Below are 19,711 nucleotides of genomic sequence, written 5' to 3' on the forward strand. Positions count from 1 at the left end.
GGTAGGGTACTCCGTTGTTTTTATAATGGTTTGTTAAGGGCTGGCCGGATGGCCGCGCCCGATAACACAGGTGATTCAGCGTTAACGTTAAACCGGGCAGCCTTTAGCACGCAGAATGGCGTTGAATCGTTCAGGATCGTTGTTGCCTGCCACGTTGCTGGCGCGGATCTTTTCTTCACGCTGTGCATGTTGCTGTACGCGAGGCAGCAGTACGCTCAGCTCATCCTGTGCAATAGCAATCACGCCGTCCGCATCTGCCACGATCAAATCGCCTGGCGACACCACCAGTCCGGCACAGTGCACGGTGGTGTTCACTTCGCCTGGGCCTTCTTTGGAAGGACCTCGTAGGGTGTTGCCGCGTGCCCAGCAGGCAATGCCGCCTTCTGCCCATTCATTCAGATCGCGTACGGCACCATCAATCACGAAACCGGCAATCTTTTTGGTGATCGCAGAGGTGCGCATCAGGCCGCCAATTAACGCCTGGGTCAGATCGCCTGAGCCGTCTACCACGATCACATCGCCGGGCTGTGCCATCTCGATGGCTTTATGGATCATCAGGTTATCGCCAGGTCGCACTTTCACGGTGATCGCCGGGCCGCACAACACCAAATTGGCATCATTGTGATAGGCCTGTAAGCCAAGCGCACCGACACTGCGGCCCATGGAGTCGCCAATGTTCGGCACCGGCAAGGCACGGAAGGCATCAATCACGCCCGCATCAATCTGTGCGCCGCGCTCACCAATGAAATAGCCAATCGGCCAGTCTTTATGGATGGTCATAGGTTAACTCCGGTTTAACACCTGCGGATTGACGCAGGCGGATGGGTTGATCTTTTGGTTATCGAGAAAAGCCAGACACTGACGTGCTGCGCTCTGTGCAACGGCATCCAATGCCTGCGGGGTGGAACCGCCAATATGTGGGGTGACGATCAGGTTGCTGAGCGCACGGAACGGATGATCGGCAGCCAGCGGCTCAATGGCCACGGTGTCCAGCGCTGCGGCACGCAGTTGCCCACTTTGTAACGCGACAGCCAGCGCCTCTTCATCAATCAATTCACCGCGAGCGGTATTGATCAGCGTGGCGTGAGCAGGCAGCTGCGCCAGACGTTGCGCGTTGATCATCAGGCGGGTTTTGGGTGTGACCGGGCAGTGCAGACTCAGCACGTCCGCCAGTGGCAGTAAATCGTCGAGCGAATCACAGCGTTGCGCCCCTTCAAAGTCGCCATCAGCTGGCGCGGCAGGATCGAAAAATGCGACCTGCATCCCAATCACTCGCGCAAAGCGCGCCACGCGGCGGCCGATTTCACCAAAGCCGACCAGGCCCAGGGTTTTGCCCTGTAGCTCTTCACCGTCACCGCTGCGGGTCCAGCGTCCGGCGGCGACTTCCTGCTGAAAATAGGGCAGACGGCGCGCGCAGTTCAGCATCAGCGCCAGCGTCAGTTCCGCAACGGACTGTGCATTGGTGGCTGGCGTGGTCAGCACCGGGATGCCGCGTTCAGTCGCGGCTGCTACATCAATATTGGTGACGCCGACACCATGTTTGCAGATGATTTTCAGCGTCGGACAGGCGTTGATGGCTTTCGCGTTCAATTCGACGGTGCGCGAGATCACCGCGTCATACGCCACGCTGCTCATACGATGTTCGACTTCCGCAACATCATTGGCGTCATCAAGATAATCGACCACACAGCCTGCTTCAGCGAGCAGTTGACGGCCTCCCTGGCCGAGGCTGGTTGTGGTCACGAGAAAGCGATAAGTCATGTCGGTTCTCCGATAGGGTTTACGTCATCCTGGCATCGACAACCGATAAAAAATATTCTGCGAAGGTTATTAATTCATTCCTGTCAGGAATAATGACCTGAGACGGAAGTTGAAATGTCATATGCCATAACGTTGGAATTTTGTTAACAAACAGATCGCACATTGCTGGGATTGTGTTCTGCTTTACGCTTTAGGATTTTTACTTAAAAAATCGTTAAAAACGTAGAGTTAGCGGAGCGCAGCAGCCAGACATCAGCAGGTTAAAGACCACATCAATAGTGTGATCCACTTCAAAAACATCCTTCAGCACCCTGATACTCATCAATTATTTTATCGTCGTTGTTTTGAGCAAAGTGCGCCGCAAAGTTGCACAACTCATGCATCGAACGTTTTTTAGCCGCACGAAATGATAAATGTAACTAAAGTTATAGAGTGTACCGTTTGGTTCATTAACAACTAGATAATAGAACGGTTACATCATGTCTCACTCAAAAGATCTCTTCGCTGTGCTCGGCCGCGTCATGGCGGTGGGCCTGTTCTTCACTTCCGGTCTCGACAAAATCACGCACTACGCAGACAACCTGCAAACCATGGCCGACAACGGTGTTCCCGCCTTTTTCCTGCCGCTGGTGATTCTGCTGGAAGTGGGCGGCGGTCTGGCCATTGCCTTTGGTTTTCTGACGCGATTCACGGCCATTTTCATGGCGGTGTTCTCGGTTCTGGCGGGATTCCTGTTCTATCAGGGATACAGCCACGCACACCTGATGGTGTGGTTAAAAAATATCTCCTGCGCTGCCGGTTTCCTGATGCTGTATCTGAACGGCGGCGGTAAATGGAGCCTCGATCATCTGATTCAGCAACGTCTCGCACGCCACTGATTTTTCTCTCTAAACGATTCATTATTCAGGACAACACCCATGAAAAAACTCCCGACATTGCTGCTGTGCGGCGGACTTTTCTGTGCCGCCGCGCAAGCCGCCGAACCCGTTAACCAGGTCGCTGTATTAACCCATCACCAGGCGCAACAGCTGGTGGAAAAAGCCGAGCAGATTATTGGTAGCCATCACATCGGCGGCGCAATTGCGGTGGTCGATCCTTTTGGTCAGCTGATCGCCTATGAGCGTCTGGATGGAGCAACGCTGGCAAACAGCGAACTCGCGCCGAAGAAAGCACACTCGGCGGCTGCTTTTGGTGTGCCCACTTCCAGCTTCCAGCAGAAAATCGCTGCCGGAAATGTTGGCATGCTGGGTAACCCGGTAGTGGTGCCGCTGCCAGGCGGTGAGCCGGTGAAAGTGAGCGGCGTGGTGGTCGGTGCCATTGGTGTCAGCACGCCAGACGGCAACGTGGATGCTGAAGCGGCGCAGGGCGCGCTGTCGGCGTTGAAAGCAGGTTAGCCATGGAAAGGAGACGTTTTTTACAACTGATGATGGCCACCCCGGTCATCGTTTCTATCCCGTTGCAACCATTGTTGGCCGCACCTGCTGACGCCTCTCAGGCGCTGCTGCTGCGCGCCAGTGAACTGTTAACCGGACGCCGTGGCCTCGATATCGGTATCACCGAACGGTTATGGACGCTGCTGTGTGAACAGGACTCGCAATTCCCGGCACAACTGGCGCGACTGATGACCCGTCTCAACGCGCTGCACAGCGAAGATCGTGAGCAGATCGTCGCGCAGCTGGATAATGCGGATGTGAAGACCGCGCTGACGATTATCTCGCCGTGGTATCTCGGCTATACCGGTCATCCGTCTACGACCAAAGCGGTGGATGACGCGCACTTCGTCACCTTCTTGTCGGCGCTGATGTATGAGCCGACGCGTGATCACACCATTCGCCCGAGCTATGCCCGAGCGGGCGGTGATTACTGGGCCGAAGTGCCACCGGGCGTAACCGCACCACCAATGTCCACCTTGATCCGCGAATGGGGCGATCAATCGCCCGTCGCCGCAAAGCAGATTAAACAGCCTGACGCACCCTGGTTACTGATGGTGCAGGGCAAAGCCAAAACCCTCGTGGAAGCCGAGGCGATGCTGGCGCAGCACAACAACCTATAACAAGAATCGAGCAGGTACATCATGAGTGAATTTGATGCCGACGTAGTGATCGTCGGCTCCGGTGCGCTGGGCGCCAACGCCGCTTATCAGCTGGCGAAAGCGGGCAAATCGGTGATTATGCTGGAAGCAGGGCCTTATATTCCACGCTGGAAAGTGGTGGAAAACTACCGAAACGGTGCCAGTAAACGTAACTGGTGCGCGCCGTATCCGAATCTGCCGTGGGCACCGAACTCTTACACCGAAGGTTATATCGATGCCAAAGGGGATGAAGATTTTGAGTATGTCACCAGTTACTTACGCGTAGCGGGCGGCAGTACGCGTCACTGGGCATCTGCCTGCTGGCGCTTGTTACCCAACGACTTCAAGCTAAAAAGCGTCTACGGCGTTGGCCGTGACTGGCCGATGGAGTACAGCGAGCTGGAGCCGTGGTATGTCAAAGCCGAGCGCGAAGTCGGCGTCGTTGGCACCGCGGATGAAGACCAAAGTGGGCAAGGGCGCGGTCACTATCCACCACGTTCAGCAGAGTATCCGCTGCCGCCGGAAGCCAAACCCTATATGGTGCAGCGCATGCAGTCAAAGCTGGGCCCGATGGGTTATCAGGTGATTCATGAGCCGCACGCCCGTGTGTCACGCCCTTATGATGGCCGCCCGGCTTGCGCAGGTAACAACAACTGCGAACCGATCTGCCCGATTGGCGCAATGTACTCCGGCGATATGCACGTCGATAAAGCCGTTGCGCTGGGCGTGCAGCTGCGGACCGAATGCGTGGCCTGGAAGCTGGAGAAAGGCGCGGGTAACAAGATCGTCGCGCTGCATTATCGTCAGCCCGATGGCAAAGACACGCGCCTCACCGCCAAAACTTTTATCATCGCCGCGCATGGGCTGGAAACGCCAAAGCTGCTGCTGATGAATGATGTGGCCAACAGTTCCGATCAGGTCGGTCGTAACCTGATGGATCACACCGGTTTGAGCCTGACGTTCCTCGCTGATGAACCGCTGTGGACCGGACGTGGATCCGTGCAGCACGGCACTATTGCCAATCGCCGTGATGAAGCCAGCCGCGCACAGCACTCGGCCATTCGTTATTCACTGCGTAACCTGGTGCCCAATGTCGATGTCACCGTGCCGCTGCTGAAACAGGGCATGATGGGGCAAGCGCTGGATGATGCTATTCGCGACCGCGCCTCGCGCATCATGAACATCAGTACCATGAGTGAAACGCTGCCAAGTCCCACTAACCGCGTGACGCCAAATTACGATCGCAAAGATTCGATTGGCCTGCCGATGCTCAACGTCAATTACCATCTTGATGATTACGTGCGTGGTATGCGCCCCCAGGCGTACAAGGACTTCGCTAACTTCCTGCAGGCCTTTAACGGTGAAGTGATTGAAGCTCCGACCGGCTGGCGCAATCAGTATCACATCATGGGCACCACCATCATGGGCGATAACCCGCGTGATTCGGTGGTCGATGCGCACTGCCGCAGCTGGGATCATCCCAATCTGTTCCTCGCCACCACCGGCGTGATGCCCACCTCTGCCACGGTGAACCCTACGTTGACGGGCATCGCTCTGGCGTTGCGCATGGCCGATACCATCGCGAGGGAGATCTGATGATGCGCAAACCAATGTTGCATCTGGCCGCGGCCAGTCTGCTGCTGGCCGGTGCTGTGCAGGCGCAGGATGCCTCGCCGGATCTGGTCAAGCGGGGTGAATATCTGGCCACCGCCGGTGACTGCTCGGCCTGCCATCGCGACCCGCACAGCGGCAAACCTTTCTCGGGCGGTTACGCGATTCAGTCACCGATGGGGATGATTTATGGATCCAACATCACGCCTTCGAAAACCGCCGGGATCGGCAACTATAGCCTGGCGGATTTCACCGATGTGATGCGTAAAGGCAAGGCGCCGGGCAATCATTACCTCTATCCCGCGATGCCTTACACCTCGTTTGCCGGGCTGTCAGACGAAGATATCCACGCGCTTTATTCCTATCTGATGCTCGGCGTGCCAGCCGACGATCACCCGGCGCCTGAAACCGATCTGCCGTTCCCGTTCTCTTTCCGACCGGTGATGGCGATGTGGAATCTGCTGTTCCTCGATAGCAAGGCAGTGCCGGGTAGCGATGCGGCCGCAGGCAGTGCAGAACGCGGCGAGTATCTGGTACGCACGCTGGCGCACTGTTCCACCTGCCATACCCCGCGAAACGGCATGATGGCGGAACAGGGCGATCGCTTCCTGTCGGGCGGCAAGGTTGGTAGCTGGACAGCACCGAATATCACGCCAGATGCACAGGCGGGCATCGGTGACTGGAGTGAAGCGGAGATTGTCACCTATCTGCGCACCGGCGCGCTGCACGGTAAAGCGATTGCCGCGGGTGAGATGGGCACAGCGGTGCAGAACTCGTTCTCGAAAATGCAGCAAAGCGATCTGGAAGCGATGGCGCACTACCTGAAGCAGGTGCCTGCGATTGGCGGCGCGGATCGTAAAGTGCCTTCGGTAGCACCGCAGGCTACACCGCTGTCGGCCATCGAAACCGGCATGAAAAATGAGATCACGGATTATGTCTCTGGCGACGCGATGAGCGGGGCGCAACTTTACAACGGCGCCTGTGCCACCTGCCACGCCAGTGATGGACGCGGAACTCACGATACGCAGCGTTTCTATCCCTCGCTGGTGGGATCTTCTGCGGTGCTGTCGGACGATCCCGCCAACCTGATCATGACGATTGCGGAAGGGGTGGATCGCCAGACCGGCACCGATCACGCCTTTATGCCGGAATTTCGCACGCAGTTTAGTCAGGCCGAACTGGCCAAAGTAGCGGATTACGTCTCCACCAACTTCGGCAACCCGCAGCATGCGATTACGCCAGCTGATGTTGAGCAAACGCTGAAAGGCGAAAGCGGCAGCTGGCTGGTGCGATACGCGCATGCGTTAAGCATCATTGGTGGCGTCGTTGCGCTGCTGGTGATGGTGGTGGCGCTGATCCTTTTCCTGCGCCGCCGGAAATAACTTTTACGGGCGGCGTTGACGTCGCCCGTTTTCATAACGGTATGACCCTTTAAGGAGTGACTTCAATGAAAAAGGCTTTATCCCTTGCGCTGTTGAGCGCCGCGCTGTTTGGTTCTGCTGCCGCGCACGCCACCCTGACGCAAACCATTCTTTCGCAATCTGATGCGCAGAAGCTGATCGCTGCCGCGCAGGAAAAAGCGCACGCGCTGAACGCCAACGTCTGTATTGCGGTATTGGATCAGTCGGGCCAGCTGCTGGCGTTTAACCGTATGGACAATGCGCCCGTCGGCTGTATCGACTCCTCGATTCTGAAAGGTCGTGCGGCCGCGTTGTATCGCACGCCAACAGACAAATATATGGATCGCGCTAACGGTAAAGAACCGGCGATTGCGACCTTGCCGGGCGTCATCCCGCTCGGTGGCGGTTCACCGGTGGTGTGGCAGAACAACACCGTTGGTGCGGTGGGCGTCAGCGGTTCTGCTAACCCGAATGAGATCGCCATCGCAAAAGCAGCAAGCGAGAGTTTTAAATAACGACACTGGTCGTTACCTGGATATTCATGATGTCGAGGTGCACCCTGATGCACCGGCGGGCGGCCTGAGGGGCGCCCGTATAACACTAAACCCAGCTAATCCCGATCTCATCAAGCTCTCCTCCGACCTGCCCGCCCATCAAGTTCCTGCACCGCGCGCCGATAGTCTCTTCAGAAGGGATGTAGTTGCACAGGGAGTGGTTCATTTTTAACCGAAAAAGTGTCAACTCCAGGAGCGCCATAATGGCCAAACACGCATCACCTAAGAAAACAATGAGCACCCGCACGCAGATGCTGCTGACGGGTGCCTTAACCATTACCCTCGGCTTTGCAGTCACCATCGGCGTGTTGAGCTGGCAGTCCAGTAACGAACAAAAATCACTGGCTGAAAACTATCTGCAGCAGATTGCGCAAACTCAGGCGCTGCAAATCCAGCAGGAGCTAAGCTATGCACGAGACGTGGCGCATAACCTCGGCCACAGCCTCATAGCGCTGCCAGCCGCTGGGATCCTGGATCGTAAAGTCGCCGACAAAGTGATGGAGTCAGCACTGCGCGATAATCCCGACTATCTGTCGATTTCAGTCGTCTTTGAAGAAAACGCCTTCGACGGACGGGACGCCGAATTTGCCAGCCAGCCGGGTGCTGCACCGAAGGGCCGTTATGCCTTCTTCGTCGATCGCGATCAGTCAGGCAGTTTCAAAATGCACCCGCTGACCTCGATTTTCACGCCGGGTCAGGGCGATTACTATCTGCTGCCGCAGAAAAGTCAAAAAGACACATTAATTGAACCTTATAGCTATGCCTACAACGGCGTCCCCACGCTGTTAACGTCAGTGGCTGCGCCGATTGTCAGTCAGGGGAAATTGTGGGGCGTTGTGACCTCAGATATTTCTCTGGCATCGCTCCAGGAGAAGGTGAATAAAATCAAACCATGGGACGGCACGGGTTATGCCATGCTGCTGTCCAGCGCGGGCAATGTGGTGTCCTATCCGGACAAAAACCAGACCAGTAAGCCGTGGAAGGGCGACACGCACAATTACAGCACGTCAGTGCTAGAGCAGCATGACGCGATGCTGGGTGAAGATGCGCTGGTCACCTGGCAGCCCATCGTGATCGGCAACAGCGATCAGAAATGGTATCTCGGCGTGGTTGCGCCAGTGAGCAAAGTGATGGCGGCGGCCCATCGTCAACTGGTCAACGCCGTGATCCTGATGATCATCAGCATTCTGGTCGTCTGTACACTGCTGGGCCTGTTATTCAGTCGTAAAGTGCTGAAGCCGATCGGTGGCGAGCCGCTGGAAGCCGCGACCATTGCCCTGGCAGTGGCGGATGGCAAGCTGGATAACGTCATCACACTGAAAGGGCGCGATAACAGCAGCCTGTTCTATGCGCTGCATACCATGCAAAACCAGCTGCGTGAGATTGTCGGGCAAATTCAGGATGCCAGTTCCTCTGTTCGTCAGGGTGCCGGTGAAATTGCCAGCGGCAACCTCAATCTGGCCTCTCGCACCGAACAGCAGGCGGCCGCACTGGAGCAAACCGCCGCCAGCATGGAGCAGATCACCGCCACGGTGAAACACAACGCCACCAATGCCCATCAGGCAACGGAGTTAACGGAGAACGCTACTCAGATCGCCGGTCGGGGTGAAGCGCTGGTGGGTGAGGTGGTGCAGACCATGGCGCAGATCGATGACAGTGCGAAGAAGATTGGTGATATCACTGCCATCATTAATAGCATCGCCTTCCAGACCAACATTCTGGCGCTTAATGCCGCAGTCGAAGCCGCGCGTGCCGGTGAGCAGGGGCGTGGCTTTGCGGTGGTGGCTTCGGAGGTGCGTAATCTGGCGCAGCGCAGTGCTAACGCCGTGAAAGAGATTGCGGCGCTGATTGAGGAGTCGAGCCAGCGTGTCGGCAGTGGTGTTCAGCTGGTGCAGGACGCCGGGAAAACCATGCAGGAGATGACGCAGGCGGTGAACTCTGTGCGCACCATCATCGGTGAAATTGTGGTGGCATCCGATGAGCAGGCACGTGGTATCAGTCAGGTCACCATCGCGGTAAATGAAATGGACGGCACCACGCAGCAGAACGCCGCGCTGGTACAACAGATGTCGGCGGCGGCCAGTTCGCTGGAAGATCAGGCCGCACAACTGGCGCAAACGGTGGGACGTTTTCAGTTGAGTTAATCATCTGAGTTGAAGACCTTGTCACAGCGGGCCGCGCCTTATAACGTAGGGCGCGGCCTTGTGCTATTTGCTCATGGCCGACAATGACTTCCACACATCGGGAACCCTCATGAATCGCCAGCAACTGTTCGACCACATCAGCCAAACTTACCAAATAGAACCTGACTATCCGTGGAAAAAACACAGCGAATACGCGGTGCTACGGCATCCGCGCCACCGTAAATGGTTCGCGTTGGTGTTTCCGCTGGAGAGCCATAAACTCGGATTGGACGCAGGCCCGGTGGTTCAGGTGATGAATATCAAAACCCGTCCCGAACTGACCGGCTCCCTGCGCCAGCAGCACGGCGTTTATCCGGCTTATCACATGAACAAAGAGCACTGGATTAGCCTGACGCTGGAAAACGGCTTGCCGGATAGCGAGATTATTGCCCTGCTGGATGACAGCTTTAGCTTAACGTTTTAGGTTTTCGCGCCAGGATGACATCGAGCGGCGACATGGGGAACGGTTGCATCCGCTGGACGCGCTCAATAGCAAAACCTGCCTGTCGCAATTCATCACACAACACCCCTTCATCCGTGACGTTGTAACCTCGCATCATTAGCGGGGTGAAGAAGGGCAGCACCTGGCGTGCTTCCACCTGGTTCTGAGGAACTTCAGCATGGGCGCTGATCAGCAATCCGCCAGGCTTTAGACGCGTAAACCACTCGCGCAACGTTGCCTGTCTGTCCGCCATAAAGTATAGAAACGATGAACTCCAGATGATGTCCACCTGACGCTCTTCAGGAAATGTCGTCAGTGCGCAACAACGATCGCTCAGGCCCGCTTTTTCGATATTGCGCTGCGCGACGGTGGCGGTTTGAGGCAAATCAAACACGATGGCTGAAAGCTGTGGAAAGCGTTGGGCTAATGCAATGCTAATCAATCCCGGTCCGCCGCCCATATCCAGTAGCAGAGCTGGACGCTGAAAATCAGCCAAAGTATCCGCGATAGCGCAGGCGGTGTCCGCGCTCAACGCACGCTGCTCCTGAGCAATTTGGTGCAGGGCGGCATCCGCCCAGGCAGTATCGATTTGCAAGGGATCCTGCCAGCCGGGTTCGGCCAGCTTAAGCAGTTGTGGCAAACGTTGAGCAAACTGCTGTAACACCTGATGACGATAGCGCCAGGCGTCACCAATATAGCGGCGACTGCCGTGACACAGCCAGGTATGTACATTCGGCGCCAGTACAAAGCAGTCAGCTTCATGCGACAGTAATTCCGTACTCCATAACAGACGTAACAGATGATAAGCCTGCTGTGGTTGCCAGTCGTAGTGTTGGGCGACTTGCGCAGCCGTGGCAGGTAACGCCAGAAAATCAAATAAGCGATGTTCAAATGCCAACGTCACAGCGCCGTTAAGGGCCTGCTGAGCCAGCAGATGATCGAGGGTAGGAAGTGGTGAATGCATGGAAATGTCCTGAGCAGGTAACGTGAACATCAGACTAGCCTTTCGCGCAAATGCAATTTATTCTCATTTGTCTGCGAGACGGTGATTTAACTCTGCGTGAGGAGAAAGGATGCAAAAACCGGGGGAAATGCGTGTGCGCCAGCACCAACTGTCACGAGAGATGCGCATGGTGCAATCCGATTACTGGCCCGTTCAGACGCTTTGTGAATCTTCGCAACCCATTAACGAGCAGCCACAGCTGGTGCTGACCTTTGGTCTGCAGGGCGAATCCCGCTTTCGGGAAAGCAACGGACGTGAGATTGCATTCAACGCCGGGCATCTGACCGTCACCAGTTTTCAGTCCAGCCAGGGTGAGCGCCTGTATCGCGCGGGCGAACGGGTGCAGCAAGTGCGCCTGATACTCAGTGCCGCGTGTGTAATCCACTATTTTGGTGAGCAGGTTGCAGAAGGATTGTTACAGCCTCAGCTTAAGCGCCACCTCTTTAGCCGTTTCGGCCATGCCACTGCTGCGCAACTCAGCCAGTTACACGAGGATCCGTTGCTACTGGAAATTCAGGCGCTCAGCCTGCTCGCTTTGCATCGCCATCAGCTTCAACCCACGGAGACTCAGCACAAGCTGCATCCTCAAATGGTTGAAAGGTTGGAACAGGCACGCGACTGGATGCGCGATCATCTGGCTGATGCTTTCTCGCTGAGTGCGCTGGCGCTGGCGGCAGGATTAAGTGACTACCAGTTGAAAAGAGGGTTCCAGCAGCATTTTCACTGCACGCCGGGTGCGATGCTGTTGCAGATGCGCATGGAGCACGCGCATCGCTTGCTGGATCAGGGATTTCAGGTGGCGCAGGCAGCATGGCAGGTGGGGTATCAACATCCGCGCAATTTCAGCGTGGCGTTTCAACGCTATTTTGGGCGCCCGGCCAGTGCGATTACCGGGCGCAGAAAGCAGGACTAACGCGGACGACGCGATGGCATCATGCGCAGCAATGTGTTGTCTTTAAAGAGGTAATGATGCGCCAGGGCCGCGACGGCATGGATACCAATCAGCCAATAGCCGTAAGGGGCAAGTGTTTCATGCCAGTCCGCAATGCTGTCAGCGAAATCAGGATCAGGATCGCCGCTCACCGGCATCGGAATACCGAAAATCCACCAGGTGCGGCCCATATAGAAGCGCGACAAAATGCCAAGGATCGGCAGCACGATAAAGAATAGATAGATCGCCAGATGCATCAGGTGCGCGAGGCCGGTTTGCCAGTGTGGCGGTTTCGGTACAATCGTCGGGCTTCGATGACGAAAGCGCAGAATGACACGTGAAAGCATCAGCACCAGCACACAACTCCCTGCGCTGAAATGACCAATGATCATGGCAAAGCCCTGCCAGGATCCGCGCGTCGCTAAGCCGCGAAACTCCATGGTGCAATAGGCCGTGACGACCAGCAAAAAAGTCAGCCAGTGGAGAAAAATCTGCGAGGGGGCGTATTTGGTGCTCATCATTCAATCCGTAAAAGGCGTAGCAGAAGCGCTAACATAGCGGAAAATAGGCTGAATTAATTCATAATTTGACACATCCCACAACGAAATTTCTACCGCTGGGCTTCAGTGGTTTGCATTAAAAGACTGAGCAATACCTGTAACTGCTGTTGCTGATCGTCATTCAGCGTTGCCAGCAGATCGCGTTGGGTCTGAGTGTGAACCAGCAGGGCTTGCTCGATCTTTTCGCGTCCGGCTTCGGTTAAAGCCACCAGCATGCTGCGTTTATCGTCAGGATCGGCTACGCGCTGGATTGATCCGACTTCCTCAAGGCGGTTAAGCCGATTTGTCATTGCGCCAGAAGTAATCAGCAGCGATTTGTACAACTGCGTGGGTGACAGGCAATAGGGCGGACCCGCACGGCGCAGCGTAGCGAGGACATCAAATTCCCCATCGCGAAAATGAAACGGGGCCAGTGCATCCGCGCGCGCTTTGGTCAGATGTTTCATGATGCGCAGCATGCGGCCAAATATCGCCATGGATGAGGCGTCTAATTCCGGCATCGCGTTGGCCCACTGCTCGATAACAAAATCAACGTGATCGCTCATTTATCCCCTCGGATTTGTTGCTTTGTGCGCATCCCTCTATCGAAGTATCGCAAAGTATCTTAACGTTAAGATACTTTTGACGCACATGGAGATGCAAAGTGAATCGTACCTTACCTGCTTTAGGCATGTTTGCCTTACTGGTTTTCATCATCGCACTGAATTTACGACCGATCATGGCCGCCATCGGGCCGTTGTTTCCGCTTCTGCAACGCGAATCTCACCTTAACGCCACGCAACTCAGTTTACTCACCACCTTGCCGGTCGTGATGATGGGAATCTCGGCACTGGCGGGGCCCTGGTTACTGCGTTTTATCGGGGAGATTCGCGGCATCGCTGCAGGTCTGATTCTCCTGGCGTTAGCATGCCTGGTGCGAGGCGTCGTCCCATCCGCCGAAGTGCTGATTGCTAGTGCGCTGGTGGCGGGTATCGGCATAGGCTTAATTCAGGCCTTGATGCCTGCACTGATTAAACGCCATTTTGCCGCACAGGCAGGCACGTTAATGGCACTGTTCACCACCGGAATAATGGCCGGTGCGGCTGTTGCCGCCGCGACCGCCGCGCCGTTGGCGGATGCGCAGGGGTTGGGCATGGCACTCGCACTACCTGTTGTTCCCGCGATTGTTGCGGTACTGCTGTGGCTGATCACGTTGCGCGGCAGCGTTCCTGCTGCTCAAGCTCAGCGTACTAAAACTGCTCGAACGGGCCGTACCTGGTTACTCATGGTTTTTTTTGGGATTGGCACGGGTGCATACACGCTGGTGCTGGCCTGGTTGCCGCCGTTTTACATGCAGCATGGCTGGACGCCGCAGCAAAGCGGCTATGTGCTCGGTGCGCTGACGTTAACTGAAGTAGTGGCGGGATTTATCGTGTCCGGGTTGATCCATCGCTTCCGTGACCGCCGTCTTCCGCTGCTGCTGGTGCTGACCTCCCTGCTGCTGGGATTAATCAGCCTGATGTGGCTGAGCGGTACGATGGCCTGGTTATCCACTGTGCTGCTCGGATTGGGAATTGGTGCGCTGTTTCCGCTTTCACTGATCGTAACGCTCGACCATGCGCATTCTCCGGAAGAGGCGGCGGGACTGTTATCTTTTGTGCAAGGCGGCGGTTATTTGCTGGCCGCGCTGATGCCCTTGATGGCCGGCATCGTCCGCGATCGTGCCGACTCGCTGGATACGGCATGGGCCATCATGAGCGTCGGGGTGGTGGTTTTAATGGTGATGGCATTGCGTTTTAAACCTCACCTCACGCAGGGATGATGACGGTATGAAACGGTTGAATCGATATATATCTTGTTTTATAACCCCCACCAGACTCTTCTATGTCCATCAAAAGGAAATGACCACGTGAACCTATTTATCTTTTACGTAGGCGGTAATGCCGGAAAATCCAACATCGAAGTGCATGATATTCAATTCGTTGCTGCAGAAAAGCCCGAAGATGCCTGGCCTGCATTGCGTGAAGCCTGGTTTGGTGATGCGGATAAAATCCATGTCGATGGCTATGCGCGCGTGACCTGGGCTGATGGCTATCGAGTGTCTCTGTCTGATAAGCCTACAACAGGCAGTGAAAAACTATTCTTTGTGAATGCCGGTGCGTACCATCCTTCCACTTTGGCTGAGTTGCATGCTTTTGATCTTTTCGTTGCCAAAGACGTTAAGGAAGCGAAAGCCAAAGGACTTGCTAACCTGTTGCCCGGAACAGATCATCAGCACAAAGATAATCTGAAAGATGTGGATGATTGCCTGCTGCTGGAAAAGGTTGGTGACCTCTATATTCATTTAACACCGGACAGCGATGGCGAGCCCTTCCGTCCAGAATGGCAGGGTTATCAGCCGATTGGTGTCGAGTAAAAGTCTGGGCGCCAGTGTTGGCGCCCGCTAAACACAGGGAGTTTTATGTCACCACAGGTCGGAGTCGGCGTTTTGATTTTCCGAGAAGGAAAACTGCTGCTGGGCCGCCGTAAAGGCAGCCACGGTGCAGGGGATTGGTCAGCACCTGGCGGACATCTGGAATTTGGCGAATCGCCGGATGACTGTGCACGACGTGAAGTGCTCGAAGAAACAGGATTAACTCTGGCCGAATTGCAAAACGGCGCATTCACCAGTGATGTTTTCCCCGAGACCAATAAGCACTACATCACCTTGCTGCTGGTGGCACATCATCCTCAGGGTGAACCGCAGTTGATGGAGCCCAATAAATGCGAAGGCTGGCAGTGGTTTGCACCAGAAGCCTTGCCGCAGCCGCTGTTCGCGCCGCTGCGCACATGGATTGCTCGTGATGGCCTCGCGGCACTGCAACAGCTCGCACAGGTTACAGAAGGACCAATTTCATCACCGTAACCATTTCATTAGCGATATCGCGTTGCTCAACATCCTGCCAGCCAAAGCGGCGATACAAGGCCTGTTGATCAGGTGTATACAGCCAAAGTTCGGGGATCGATTTTGCTCGCGCTTCGGCAATCAGGCGGGTCACTAATGCACTGGCCAACCCTTTACCGCGATGTTCGCTAGCAGTGATCACTTCACCCAGCCAAAATTCACGCTCGGGGATATCACTCAATTCGTAATGAATGATGCTGGCGGTGGCCATCAACCCGCCTTCGCGAGTAGAGGCAAACAGCGTCATTGTTTGGGCATCAGCGGCATTGCGTGATTGCAGCCGCTGGCGGATCACATCGCGGTCATGCCAGTTAGGCAGCTTGGACCATTCGCGATGCAGCATGTCAGTAACTTCATCATAGAAATGTGGCATCTGAGCCAGACAGTGAATCTGCATCCATCATTCTTAAAGGCTAATAGGTGAGTCAAATAACATAACCGCTAACCCAATAATGAACCAGGCTATTCGCCTGGTTTTTATGCTTACGCGGTCTGGTTTGCCAGCGCCACTGCATCTTCCCCGGCAGGAATACGCATCGGTGCGTTGGGATCCGTTGCGGCTTGCCATATTGCGGCGGCGACATCTTCGGCTTTGGTGGTGGGCTGCGGTTGGTGCATGCCCGCCATTATGCCATCCAACATGGGGTGATAGGCTTCGAGGAAGGTTTGTTCCATGCGCGGCATGGCGTTTTTGCCGAAGTCAGTGGTGGGTGCCATTCCTGGCAACACCAGCCGCACGGTGACGTTAAACGGCTGTAGCTCCAGTGCCAGCGACTCAGTGAACGCATTCACTGCGGCTTTGCTGCCGGTATACACCGCCAGCAGAGGCAAGGATTTCATCGTCACGGTGGAGGTCACGTTGATCACCGTGCCGCCGCGTTTGGCGCGGAACTGAGGCAGCACCGCCTGCGTCATGGCGATGGTGCCAAGCGTGTTAGTCTCAAACACCTCACGTACCGTAGACATCGGCATGCCCTCCAGTGACGTCAGTACGCCAATACCGGCGTTATTCACCAGCACGTCGATTTCGCCTGCGTCAGTGATTGCCTGACTGATGCTTTCGGCATTAGAGACGTCGAGCGGCAACAGACGCAAATTGTCCGAAGCCGGGAACAGCTCCGGGCGAGGGTGACGCATGGTAGCAATCACCTTCCAGCCGCGTTCAAGAAAATAGAGCGCGGTGGCGTGACCAAAGCCGGAAGAACAGCCGGTGATAAGGATCGTTTTCATCTTTCACTCCTGCATTGCATTGGGTAGATGCTCACTATAGAGTCAGTGAGATGGACTCACTACAATGCAAAGTCCATATATCATTCGCAGGAGTCCATGATGATCGATCCCCTTGCTGAGATAGTGGCGTTGCTGCAACCTCAGGCGGCCTTTTCCAAACGCGCACGCGCTAATGGCCGCTGGCGCGTCAATCGCAGTGAAACCGGACAGCCGTTTTACTGCCTGGTACTGGCTGGACGCAGTCAGTTGAAGATGAAAGGGCATGAACCCATCCCGCTTGAGCAGGGCGATTTTATCCTGATCCCGGCGGCGTGGGAGTTCTGCATGAGCAGCGCCGAGCCACCAGAAGACGATGCGCCTGAAACATTACCCGAAATGCTTAGCCCCGGTGAATTCTGGATTGGCGATCAGCAGCAGCCTGCCGAAGTGCAAACGCTGATTGGCTATTGCCAGTTTGGTGCGCCCGATGCGGGATTGATCGTCTCGCTGCTACCCCAATTTATTCATATTCGCGGTGAGTCGCGGCTGACCACGCTGGTACAACTGGTGATGGATGAGTGTCGTGCGCAGCGCCCTGCGCGTTATGTGGTATTGGAACGTTTGCTGGAGTTGCTGCTGATTGAAGCACTCCGTTCAATGCCAGTCTGCAATGCCTGTCCTGGCGTGATGCGCGGATTAATCGATGAACGCCTGGCGGCGGCCATGCGTGACATTCACGCCAACCCTGCGCATCCCTGGACCGTGGCGCAGTTAGCCAAAGCTTCCGCTTTATCCCGCTCGGCCTTCTTCGTGCGTTTCCGCGCAGCCGTGGGCGTGGCGCCGATGGAATATCTGCTCACCTGGCGCATGGCGCTGGCCAAAAATTTGCTGCGCGGCAAAAACATGGCGGTGGCGGATGTGGCCGAACGCGTCGGCTATCGTTCCGCCAGTGCGTTTAGCGTGGCCTTCACCCGTTATGTGGGGCAACCACCCGCATGGTTTGCTGCTGGGCAGGAGGGTTAGCGGAACAATTTAAGATTGCCTGTCAGACGAGTAATTTTCTTTTTGGGGCCAATCAGGCCGATGGCGACCAGTTCAATATGGTCACTGCTGGCCGTCGCGATACGCTCTCCGTACTCCTCGTAAGTTTTGCAGGACTGCGCCAGCGCACTGAACGGCATGGCGAAAATTTCAGAGTCCGCGTTGCTGGCCTGTTGCAGTTCACGTAGATAGCCACCTTCCGCCAGCAGCACTGGCAAAGGAGCATAAATCACACCGGGATAGTTGAATCCATCCTCACTCTGCAGATCCGGGCCGACGATATTATCTATCAGCTTGCCAAAGCTGATACCAATAACGCTGGCTGCATTTAGAGCCAGTCCGGTTGGCAACTGGTTGTCGATGATGAGTGTGCAGCGATGTTGGTGAGGATCGAATTGCATCTAAAACTCCGTAAGCGATTGAGAGATGAGGATAGGGTGGCTGAGGTAAAAAATTATGCGGCAGGCAGTAAGAAAAGTGCTTGCGGAGTTCATTGAAAAAAGCATGAATTAAGGATGAATTTTCCTGTTTAACGCTATCAATAGAAAGGATTAACCAGTAATGAGTTTGAGCAAGACAGATATCCAAATACTGGAACATTTGCAGCAGGATGCGCGCGTGACGAATCAGGATCTTGCTGATGCGATTGGGTTGTCGGCATCGCCCACCTGGCGCAAGGTGCGCAAACTGGAAGAGGATGAGGTCATTCAGGGCTATCGCGCCGTGCTCAATCGTAGAAAGATTGGCCTTAATGTGATGGTGTTTGTGCGTGTCACCATCGACAGCCATAGCGAAGCTGAAGCGCGTAAATTTGAAGCTGAAGTCACCGCGCTGGAAAATGTGGTCTCTTGCTACAGCATTGGCGGCGATGCGGACTTCCTACTGCAGGTGGTGTCGGCGGATATGGATGCTTATGCGGAATTTGCCATGTCGGTGATTCGGCGACTGCCGGGTATTAAAGAGATGCAGAGTATGTTTGTGTTGAAGGAAGTGAAAGGGATGACGGGGTTGCCTTTACAATCGCGATGAACAGCTGATAGGCAAATAGGTAATAAAGCAAACGCGAAACCCCCTGTCTTGCGCTTTTCCCGAGGCTGGCGTTATTGATTGTCGCGGTGATGTGCATGGCAGAAAATTAGCGCTGAACGGTTTGCTCGACATCTTTTCTGCCAGATTGACCTGCCCCCGCTAGTTGATTGTCAAAGTGATTGACCAATACGTTAAACGTTTCTTCAGCCTTCATACGATAAAGCTGCCTGGAAGGATGAATGCAATCGGGAGACAGCAATGATTGCCAGTCTTTTATTGCCAGAATTCTTTTGTATTGTCGAACTAATGGCACCGACTGACTGCGTGATAAGGCATCAAGTTGCGCGACATATGGTGCAATACCCCATTTCTCCGCTCGACCACAAATAGGATGAGGCTCCTGTAAAACAACCTCTTTGCCTTCTTCACGCGCGATGTTAATGAGTTGAGTCATTACCTCATTATATCTTTGTGGGCTGACCCGGTAATCTGCAGCGATATCGTTAAAATGAAAATGTCGTGCATCATTAGTCGCGAAGTTTAACAGGATGATTTTTGCCGGGGATGCTTTCATCTCTTCACGCCAGGTTTTATTTTTTTTGTAGAAATATTTCGCATTGAGCAGCTCAATTGCCTGCGATGAAGATACGCCTTTATTAGTGATTTGGATCCCTTCACCATACTTTGCCGTCAGCATATTGTTTAACAAGCCGATCTCGTTATCTTTGATGAAAATCGCATGCACTTTGCCATTTTCACGCACCGCCATTGCACCCTGGGTGCTGGAGCCGCCATAGGCTTCGATAATAAAAGGCGTTCCGCCAGGAAGCGTGTTGGCTATTGCAACATTGTAGAGTGCCAAAGCGTAAAATATGATTGCGCTGACGACCTTATAAGGTTTGAGCATGCGGTTCCATTGCCTGTAAAGGTAAGTGCGTGAGCTTCTTCCCATCGTTACGACCCATGCAGGGCATGAATGAATTCTCGGGAAAA

23 protein-coding genes are annotated in these 19,711 nt (G+C 55.0%); 14 read left to right on the forward strand and 9 right to left on the reverse strand.

What is annotated here, in order from left to right; genetic code table 11:
* Positions 1-87: 87 nt before the first annotated feature.
* Complete coding sequence (locus ACXI0A_RS21645; protein ID WP_224933283.1) at positions 88-780, reverse strand: RraA family protein; 693 nt, start codon at positions 778-780, stop codon at positions 88-90.
* Positions 781-783: 3 nt separating this feature from the next.
* The gene (locus ACXI0A_RS21650) at positions 784-1,761 is read right to left on the reverse strand and encodes an NAD(P)-dependent oxidoreductase (protein WP_476145969.1); all 978 of its coding nucleotides are present in this window, start codon (positions 1,759-1,761) and stop codon (positions 784-786) included.
* Between the two features lie 479 nt (positions 1,762-2,240).
* On the opposite strand from ACXI0A_RS21650, the gene ACXI0A_RS21655 reads away from it, so the two are divergent.
* The 8 genes from ACXI0A_RS21655 (at position 2,241) to ACXI0A_RS21690 (ending at position 10,004) form a co-directional block, all read left to right on the forward strand.
* A complete protein-coding gene (locus ACXI0A_RS21655; protein WP_476145967.1) occupies positions 2,241-2,639 on the forward strand; it encodes a DoxX family membrane protein in 399 nt (132 codons plus the stop codon).
* A 39-nt stretch (positions 2,640-2,678) separates the two neighbouring features.
* Positions 2,679-3,155 carry a heme-binding protein gene (locus ACXI0A_RS21660; RefSeq protein WP_476145965.1) on the forward strand — a complete coding sequence of 159 codons (477 nt, stop codon included), beginning with the start codon at positions 2,679-2,681 and terminating at the stop codon, positions 3,153-3,155.
* Positions 3,156-3,157: 2 nt separating this feature from the next.
* A complete protein-coding gene (locus ACXI0A_RS21665) occupies positions 3,158-3,814 on the forward strand; it encodes a sugar dehydrogenase complex small subunit (RefSeq protein WP_476145963.1) in 657 nt (218 codons plus the stop codon).
* A gap of 21 nt (positions 3,815-3,835) precedes the next feature.
* Positions 3,836-5,428, forward strand: coding sequence for an FAD-dependent oxidoreductase (locus tag ACXI0A_RS21670; RefSeq protein WP_476145961.1), 1,593 nt, complete (start codon positions 3,836-3,838; stop codon positions 5,426-5,428).
* Positions 5,428-6,825, forward strand: a complete 1,398-nt coding sequence (locus ACXI0A_RS21675) for a c-type cytochrome (protein ID WP_476145959.1) — start codon at positions 5,428-5,430, stop codon at positions 6,823-6,825. Before ACXI0A_RS21670 ends, ACXI0A_RS21675 begins: the two co-directional genes overlap by 1 nt.
* Positions 6,826-6,890: 65 nt before the next feature.
* Positions 6,891-7,358 carry a heme-binding protein gene (locus ACXI0A_RS21680; RefSeq protein WP_476145957.1) on the forward strand — a complete coding sequence of 156 codons (468 nt, stop codon included), beginning with the start codon at positions 6,891-6,893 and terminating at the stop codon, positions 7,356-7,358.
* Positions 7,359-7,600: 242 nt separating this feature from the next.
* Positions 7,601-9,541 carry a methyl-accepting chemotaxis protein gene (locus ACXI0A_RS21685; RefSeq protein ID WP_476145955.1) on the forward strand — a complete coding sequence of 647 codons (1,941 nt, stop codon included), beginning with the start codon at positions 7,601-7,603 and terminating at the stop codon, positions 9,539-9,541.
* A gap of 109 nt (positions 9,542-9,650) precedes the next feature.
* Positions 9,651-10,004, forward strand: a complete 354-nt coding sequence (locus tag ACXI0A_RS21690) for an MmcQ/YjbR family DNA-binding protein (RefSeq protein ID WP_476145954.1) — start codon at positions 9,651-9,653, stop codon at positions 10,002-10,004.
* Here the strand turns inward: ACXI0A_RS21690 and ACXI0A_RS21695 are convergent.
* The gene (locus tag ACXI0A_RS21695) at positions 9,988-10,986 is read right to left on the reverse strand and encodes a methyltransferase domain-containing protein (protein ID WP_476145952.1); all 999 of its coding nucleotides are present in this window, start codon (positions 10,984-10,986) and stop codon (positions 9,988-9,990) included. The two genes, ACXI0A_RS21690 and ACXI0A_RS21695, sit on opposite strands and share 17 nt — an antisense overlap.
* Before the next feature lie 109 nt (positions 10,987-11,095).
* Between ACXI0A_RS21695 and ACXI0A_RS21700 the strand changes: the two genes are divergently transcribed.
* A complete protein-coding gene (locus ACXI0A_RS21700; RefSeq protein ID WP_476145951.1) occupies positions 11,096-11,938 on the forward strand; it encodes a helix-turn-helix domain-containing protein in 843 nt (280 codons plus the stop codon).
* On the opposite strand, the gene cybB is transcribed toward ACXI0A_RS21700, so the two are convergent.
* Both cybB and ACXI0A_RS21710 read right to left on the reverse strand, forming a co-directional pair.
* Positions 11,935-12,474 (reverse strand): cytochrome b561, encoded by a 540-nt coding sequence (gene cybB, locus ACXI0A_RS21705; RefSeq protein WP_476147128.1) that lies wholly within the window; start codon positions 12,472-12,474, stop codon positions 11,935-11,937. The two genes, ACXI0A_RS21700 and cybB, sit on opposite strands and share 4 nt — an antisense overlap.
* A 92-nt stretch (positions 12,475-12,566) precedes the next feature.
* Positions 12,567-13,061: a MarR family transcriptional regulator gene (locus ACXI0A_RS21710; protein WP_476145950.1), complete on the reverse strand. Its 495-nt coding sequence runs from the start codon at positions 13,059-13,061 to the stop codon at positions 12,567-12,569.
* A 98-nt stretch (positions 13,062-13,159) separates the two neighbouring features.
* Here ACXI0A_RS21710 and ACXI0A_RS21715 point away from each other — a divergent pair, with 98 nt between their 5' ends.
* The 3 genes from ACXI0A_RS21715 to ACXI0A_RS21725 all read left to right on the forward strand — a co-directional run bounded on the left by ACXI0A_RS21715 (position 13,160) and on the right by ACXI0A_RS21725 (position 15,400).
* A complete protein-coding gene (locus ACXI0A_RS21715) occupies positions 13,160-14,317 on the forward strand; it encodes an MFS transporter (RefSeq protein WP_476145948.1) in 1,158 nt (385 codons plus the stop codon).
* Between the two features lie 87 nt (positions 14,318-14,404).
* The gene (locus ACXI0A_RS21720; RefSeq protein ID WP_476145947.1) at positions 14,405-14,911 is read left to right on the forward strand and encodes a DUF1543 domain-containing protein; all 507 of its coding nucleotides are present in this window, start codon (positions 14,405-14,407) and stop codon (positions 14,909-14,911) included.
* 45 nt (positions 14,912-14,956) lie between these two features.
* On the forward strand, positions 14,957-15,400 hold the full coding sequence (locus ACXI0A_RS21725) for an NUDIX domain-containing protein (protein ID WP_476145945.1): 444 nt from the start codon (positions 14,957-14,959) through the stop codon (positions 15,398-15,400).
* Here ACXI0A_RS21725 and ACXI0A_RS21730 read toward each other — a convergent pair.
* Positions 15,372-15,836 carry a GNAT family N-acetyltransferase gene (locus ACXI0A_RS21730; RefSeq protein ID WP_476145943.1) on the reverse strand — a complete coding sequence of 155 codons (465 nt, stop codon included), beginning with the start codon at positions 15,834-15,836 and terminating at the stop codon, positions 15,372-15,374. The genes ACXI0A_RS21725 and ACXI0A_RS21730 overlap by 29 nt on opposite strands.
* A gap of 86 nt (positions 15,837-15,922) precedes the next feature.
* On the reverse strand, positions 15,923-16,669 hold the full coding sequence (locus tag ACXI0A_RS21735; RefSeq protein ID WP_476145941.1) for an SDR family NAD(P)-dependent oxidoreductase: 747 nt from the start codon (positions 16,667-16,669) through the stop codon (positions 15,923-15,925).
* A gap of 96 nt (positions 16,670-16,765) precedes the next feature.
* Between ACXI0A_RS21735 and ACXI0A_RS21740 the strand changes: the two genes are divergently transcribed.
* A complete protein-coding gene (locus ACXI0A_RS21740; protein WP_476145939.1) occupies positions 16,766-17,671 on the forward strand; it encodes a cupin domain-containing protein in 906 nt (301 codons plus the stop codon).
* Here the strand turns inward: ACXI0A_RS21740 and ACXI0A_RS21745 are convergent.
* The gene (locus ACXI0A_RS21745; protein WP_476145937.1) at positions 17,668-18,090 is read right to left on the reverse strand and encodes a DUF2000 family protein; all 423 of its coding nucleotides are present in this window, start codon (positions 18,088-18,090) and stop codon (positions 17,668-17,670) included. The two genes, ACXI0A_RS21740 and ACXI0A_RS21745, sit on opposite strands and share 4 nt — an antisense overlap.
* 160 nt (positions 18,091-18,250) lie before the next feature.
* On the opposite strand from ACXI0A_RS21745, the gene ACXI0A_RS21750 reads away from it, so the two are divergent.
* On the forward strand, positions 18,251-18,718 hold the full coding sequence (locus tag ACXI0A_RS21750) for an Lrp/AsnC ligand binding domain-containing protein (protein ID WP_476145935.1): 468 nt from the start codon (positions 18,251-18,253) through the stop codon (positions 18,716-18,718).
* 106 nt (positions 18,719-18,824) lie between these two features.
* Here the strand turns inward: ACXI0A_RS21750 and ACXI0A_RS21755 are convergent, their stop codons facing one another.
* Complete coding sequence (locus tag ACXI0A_RS21755; RefSeq protein WP_476145933.1) at positions 18,825-19,625, reverse strand: SGNH/GDSL hydrolase family protein; 801 nt, start codon at positions 19,623-19,625, stop codon at positions 18,825-18,827.
* Between the last annotated feature and the right edge of the window lie 86 nt (positions 19,626-19,711).

This window comes from Pantoea sp. C1E2 (assembly GCF_056491465.1).

Excerpts from the sequence above, each read along its gene's own strand:
- ACXI0A_RS21685 (WP_476145955.1), top strand. The coding sequence starts at position 7,601 with ATGGCCAAACACGCATCACCTAAGAAAACAATGAGCACCCGCACGCAG.
- ACXI0A_RS21675 (WP_476145959.1), top strand. The coding sequence starts at position 5,428 with ATGATGCGCAAACCAATGTTGCATCTGGCCGCGGCCAGTCTGCTGCTG.
- ACXI0A_RS21745 (WP_476145937.1), bottom strand. The coding sequence starts at position 18,090 with ATGCAATTCGATCCTCACCAACATCGCTGCACACTCATCATCGACAAC.
- ACXI0A_RS21710 (WP_476145950.1), bottom strand. The coding sequence starts at position 13,061 with ATGAGCGATCACGTTGATTTTGTTATCGAGCAGTGGGCCAACGCGATG.
- cybB (WP_476147128.1), bottom strand. The coding sequence starts at position 12,474 with ATGAGCACCAAATACGCCCCCTCGCAGATTTTTCTCCACTGGCTGACT.
- ACXI0A_RS21650 (WP_476145969.1), bottom strand. The coding sequence starts at position 1,761 with ATGACTTATCGCTTTCTCGTGACCACAACCAGCCTCGGCCAGGGAGGC.
- ACXI0A_RS21730 (WP_476145943.1), bottom strand. The coding sequence starts at position 15,836 with ATGCAGATTCACTGTCTGGCTCAGATGCCACATTTCTATGATGAAGTT.
- ACXI0A_RS21670 (WP_476145961.1), top strand. The coding sequence starts at position 3,836 with ATGAGTGAATTTGATGCCGACGTAGTGATCGTCGGCTCCGGTGCGCTG.
- ACXI0A_RS21755 (WP_476145933.1), bottom strand. The coding sequence starts at position 19,625 with ATGCTCAAACCTTATAAGGTCGTCAGCGCAATCATATTTTACGCTTTG.
- ACXI0A_RS21680 (WP_476145957.1), top strand. The coding sequence starts at position 6,891 with ATGAAAAAGGCTTTATCCCTTGCGCTGTTGAGCGCCGCGCTGTTTGGT.
- ACXI0A_RS21690 (WP_476145954.1), top strand. The coding sequence starts at position 9,651 with ATGAATCGCCAGCAACTGTTCGACCACATCAGCCAAACTTACCAAATA.
- ACXI0A_RS21660 (WP_476145965.1), top strand. The coding sequence starts at position 2,679 with ATGAAAAAACTCCCGACATTGCTGCTGTGCGGCGGACTTTTCTGTGCC.
- ACXI0A_RS21740 (WP_476145939.1), top strand. The coding sequence starts at position 16,766 with ATGATGATCGATCCCCTTGCTGAGATAGTGGCGTTGCTGCAACCTCAG.
- ACXI0A_RS21695 (WP_476145952.1), bottom strand. The coding sequence starts at position 10,986 with ATGCATTCACCACTTCCTACCCTCGATCATCTGCTGGCTCAGCAGGCC.
- ACXI0A_RS21655 (WP_476145967.1), top strand. The coding sequence starts at position 2,241 with ATGTCTCACTCAAAAGATCTCTTCGCTGTGCTCGGCCGCGTCATGGCG.
- ACXI0A_RS21735 (WP_476145941.1), bottom strand. The coding sequence starts at position 16,669 with ATGAAAACGATCCTTATCACCGGCTGTTCTTCCGGCTTTGGTCACGCC.
- ACXI0A_RS21725 (WP_476145945.1), top strand. The coding sequence starts at position 14,957 with ATGTCACCACAGGTCGGAGTCGGCGTTTTGATTTTCCGAGAAGGAAAA.
- ACXI0A_RS21665 (WP_476145963.1), top strand. The coding sequence starts at position 3,158 with ATGGAAAGGAGACGTTTTTTACAACTGATGATGGCCACCCCGGTCATC.
- ACXI0A_RS21700 (WP_476145951.1), top strand. The coding sequence starts at position 11,096 with ATGCAAAAACCGGGGGAAATGCGTGTGCGCCAGCACCAACTGTCACGA.
- ACXI0A_RS21645 (WP_224933283.1), bottom strand. The coding sequence starts at position 780 with ATGACCATCCATAAAGACTGGCCGATTGGCTATTTCATTGGTGAGCGC.
- ACXI0A_RS21750 (WP_476145935.1), top strand. The coding sequence starts at position 18,251 with ATGAGTTTGAGCAAGACAGATATCCAAATACTGGAACATTTGCAGCAG.